Source organism: Arhodomonas sp. KWT (assembly GCF_010993615.1).
The window spans coordinates 1-3,853 of record NZ_WNXE01000203.1 but is presented as its reverse complement, the minus strand read 5'-3'; the positions used below and the strand labels follow the sequence as shown (position 1 = coordinate 3,853).

4 protein-coding genes are annotated in these 3,853 nt (G+C 66.1%); 3 read left to right on the top strand and 1 reads right to left on the bottom strand.

What is annotated here, in order from left to right:
• Nucleotides 1-335, bottom strand: a 335-nt coding sequence (locus tag G7A99_RS16630; RefSeq protein ID WP_163142204.1) for a PhoD-like phosphatase N-terminal domain-containing protein, incomplete at its 3' end; no start/stop codon positions are given.
• Nucleotides 336-528: 193 nt separating this feature from the next.
• On the opposite strand from G7A99_RS16630, the gene G7A99_RS16625 reads away from it, so the two are divergent.
• From G7A99_RS16625 to G7A99_RS16615, 3 genes are all read left to right on the top strand, one after another.
• The gene (locus G7A99_RS16625; protein ID WP_163142201.1) at nt 529-1,164 is read left to right on the top strand and encodes a glutathione S-transferase family protein; all 636 of its coding nucleotides are present in this window, start codon (nt 529-531) and stop codon (nt 1,162-1,164) included.
• A gap of 706 nt (nt 1,165-1,870) precedes the next feature.
• Entirely contained in the window at nt 1,871-2,152 is a 282-nt protein-coding gene (locus G7A99_RS16620; protein ID WP_163142198.1) for a helix-turn-helix transcriptional regulator, read from the top strand.
• Nucleotides 2,145-3,395, top strand: coding sequence for a type II toxin-antitoxin system HipA family toxin (locus tag G7A99_RS16615; RefSeq protein WP_163142195.1), 1,251 nt, complete (start codon nt 2,145-2,147; stop codon nt 3,393-3,395). The genes G7A99_RS16620 and G7A99_RS16615 overlap by 8 nt, the downstream gene beginning before the upstream one ends.
• Nucleotides 3,396-3,853: the final 458 nt, after the last annotated feature.

Genomic DNA, 3,853 nt, shown 5'->3' with positions numbered 1-3,853 from the left:
CCGGAGAGATCGACCCGCGCGGTGAAGTCCGTATCCGCCAGCGCCGCCGGGCCGACCACGCGGCGCGCATCCCGGAAGCTCTTCGTCGTGGCGTACTCGACCATCATCCGTGCCGGGCGGTCGCTGCGGCTCCAGATCATGGCGCGATCCCCCACCACGTCACCGCTGCCCACGCCATAGGGCAGCATCGGACGCGATGCCTTCACCACGGCAGGGGCACGCCGCGGCATCAGCATACCGGGCAGCGCCACGCTCCCGGCCACGGCCCCTCCGGTGCTGAGAGCCCGGCGGATGAAGTCACGACGGCTGATACGCTGATCCTTGAAGCTCGACATTGCTGCACTCCCGTGCTGTCCAGGAGCGAATCAGCGTAGGCAAGGCAGGTGACAGGAGCTTTAAGGGAAGATTGCCTGACACCGTGGCAACGGCAGTCGGCGGAGACGACGGTGGGACGCTGCGGGGTATCGCGCCCGGCGGTTTACGGGATTACCGTGGCGCGGGGGACAACGATTCGAGGAGAGGACCGAGATGGCAACGCTGTACACCTACCACGGCGCCCCGAGCCCGCGCCGTGTGCACATCTACCTGGCAGAGAAGGGGCTGGACGTCGCCATGCAGGAGGTGGACCTGCGCGCCCGCGAACAGCTCGGCGACGACTTCCTGCGAGTGAACCCACAGGGCACGGTTCCCGTGCTGGAGCTCGACGACGGCACGTGCATCGGTGACAGCAACGCCATCTGCGCCTACTTCGAGACGCTTTACCCGGAGCCGTCGCTGACCGGCACCGACGCCCGCTCCTGCGGCGTGATCCGCGCGTGGGATCGGTGGGTGGAGTTCGAGGGCTACTTCGCCGTAATGGAGGCCTTCCGCAACCGCCTGCCGGGCTTTCGCGACCGCGCCCTGCCCGGCCCGCACCCCGTGCCCCAGATCGAGGCCCTGGTGGAGCGCGGCACGCAGCGTTACCGCCATTTCCTCGCCGATATGGATGCCCGCCTCGCCGAGCAGCCGTTCGTGGCCGGGGACGCGTTCTCCATCGCGGACATCACCGCGCTGGTGACGGTGGACTTCGCTGCCGGCACCCTGGAGATCCAGCCGGACGATACACTCCCGCACGTACGGCGGTGGCACGAGCGCGTCAGCGCACGACCGAGCGCATCCGCCTGAGCGCAACCCATCCTCACCAACCACCACCCCAGGTAGGTCGGCTGCTCCTGGCAGCCGACATCTCGGGCGCCGCGACAAGGGACGTTGGCTGCCGGGAGCAGCCAACCTACGACACCCAGCAGGAACGTCGCACACGGCCTATGGCCGTGCCCGACCTACGCTCAGGTAGGTCGGCTGCTCCTGGCAGCCGACATCTGGCCCTGATACGCATGAGCCATTCTTCCGGCACGTTGCACGACGTCGGGGAGATCAGGATTCCGCCTCTTGCAGGCGCACATCCAGAACACGAGGTCGGCTGCCCTCGGCAGCCGGCATCTCCGCCCAACAGATTCCCGGTAGAACAAGGTGGGCTGCCCAAGGCAATCGACGTCGCCAGCCCCGTGGCCCGGATGTTGGCGGCTGCCAGGAGCGGCCAACATCCGGCACTCAGGCGCAGAAACGTCGCACACGGCCTACGGCCGTGCCCGACCTACCCCTCATCAGGTAGGTCGGCTGCTCCTGGCAGCCGACAATCATGGATACGCTGTAACCCGCGTCACGTAGCTGGATTGCTCTTGGCAGCCGACACCTGACCCACAGACCCGAAAATTCCCGATCGGTAAATTTCTGTTGCTGAACGCCACGTCGTCCGATATTTTTTACTGAACGGTAAAATCTATCGGTGAAATGTTGGCTACGCCTCAAAAAAATACTGATCGGTAAAACCATGTCCCCAAAGTACGGCATCATTCACAATCCGGACGAGCTCGGCGCCCTGGCCCGGGCCCACCGCAAATCACGACATCTAACGCTGGCCGACACGGCCGGCGTCGGCGGCACCGGCACACGCTTTCTCTCCGAGCTCGAGCGCGGCAAGCCGACGGCGCAGCTCGGAAAGACACTGGAAACGCTTCGCCTGCTCGGCCTTGAAGTCGCGGTCGTGCCACGGGGCATGGCCGACCGCATCCAGGCCATCGTCGATGAGTCCCCGGAGACGGGACGTGATTGACCCGGATGGCCTCACTGTCTGGTTCGAGGACCGGCTCGTCGGGTTCCTCTGGCGGGACGCCCGGGGCCGGATCGGTTTCCGTTACGACGACGCCTGGCTGACCGACGGATTCCGCCTGTCCGTACGCATGCCACTACGCAGCGACCCCTTCCCGCCGGAGGCGGGGTCGGCCCATTTCTTCTTCGCGAACCTCCTTCCCGAGGGGCGCGCCCGGGAGCGCCTGATCCGGACCCGGCGCATTTCGGATGACGACTTCACCCTGCTCCGGGAATTCGGGGGAGACTGCGCCGGCGCCCTGTCCATTCTTCCGGTGGAGATGGAGCCATCCGATACGCCGGAGTATGCCCCCCTGTCGGAGGACGAACTCCATAAGCTGATCCTCCAACACGGGCGCGGCGCTTACGCACGGCGCACTGACGCGCCTCAGCCGCGCCTGTCACTCGCCGGGGCCCAGGACAAATGCCCTGTCTACTTGCGCAACGGCCGCTACGCACTGCCCACGGGCACGGCGCCCTCGAGCCACATCCTCAAGTTCCAGATAGAGGGATTCGCCAACGTCCCACTCTACGAAGCATTCATGAGCCGCCTGGCGACGGCGATCGGGCTGACAACGTCGGAGACCGTTCTGGACACGGTTCGTGACCAGACCTTTCTCGTCGTCTCGCGCTTCGATCGCCTATGGCGGAACGGATACGGAACGCGGCTCCACCAGGAAGACTTCCTCCAGGCGCTGGGCCGGCACGCGTTTCAGGCGAAATACGAGATCGAGGGCGGCCCGGGGTTTGCCGACTGCGCACGGTTGGTGCGCGAGCACTCCGAAGACCCCGTGACGGATCTGCGTGCCCTGGTGCGCTGGCAGATCTTCAACGTGCTCGCCGGCAACTCGGACGGCCACGCCAAGAACCTTGCCCTCGTCCAGGCACAACACGCCACCAACCGCTGGCGGCTCGCCCCCTTCTACGACCTGGTCTGCACGCGTGCGATCGAGCACGTGGACACCCATCTCGCCATGAGCGTCGGTGGCGAGTATCAGCCCGAACGAATAACCCGCGAGCACTGGCAGGTGCTCGCGCGGGAGAGCGGTCTCCCTCCGAGGCTCATGCTCGATACGCTCGCGGACACCCAGGAGCGGCTGGCGCACGCCTTTGACACCACGCGGGAGGCATTCGAAGCGCAGTTCGGCCCCGTTCCCGCACTTCAGCGGATCCGCTCGGTACTCCACGCCTCCGGTATCGCCATATAGGTTGTCGCCGCGGGGACAAAGGTGGCCCCGCTCCGGGCATGCGACATCCCGGACACGCTCCCGCACGTACGGCGGTGGCACGAGCGCGTCAGCGCACGACCCAGCGCATCCGCCTGAGCGCAACCCATCCTCACCAACCACCACCCCAAGTAGGTCGGCTGCTCTTGGCAGCCGACATCTCCGCCGAACAGGTTCCGGGTAGAACAAGGTGAGCCACCCAAGGCAATCGACGTCGCCAGCCCCGTGGCCCGGATGTTGGCTGCCAGGAGCAGCCGACCTACGACACTCAGCAGAAACGTCGCACACGGCCTCCGGCCGTGCCCGACCTACACCTCAGGTAGGTCGGCTGCTCCCGGCAGCCGACAATCAATCATAGACACGCATTAACCCGCCTCAAGTAGGTCGGCTGCTCCTGGCAGCCGACAGAGCGGGTAGGTCGTGCACCGCAGGTGTGCGAC

Bases quoted from the DNA above. Each gene is read 5' to 3' on its own strand.
- G7A99_RS16620 (WP_163142198.1), top strand. From the start codon at position 1,871: ATGTCCCCAAAGTACGGCATCATTCACAATCCGGACGAGCTCGGCGCC.
- G7A99_RS16625 (WP_163142201.1), top strand. From the start codon at position 529: ATGGCAACGCTGTACACCTACCACGGCGCCCCGAGCCCGCGCCGTGTG.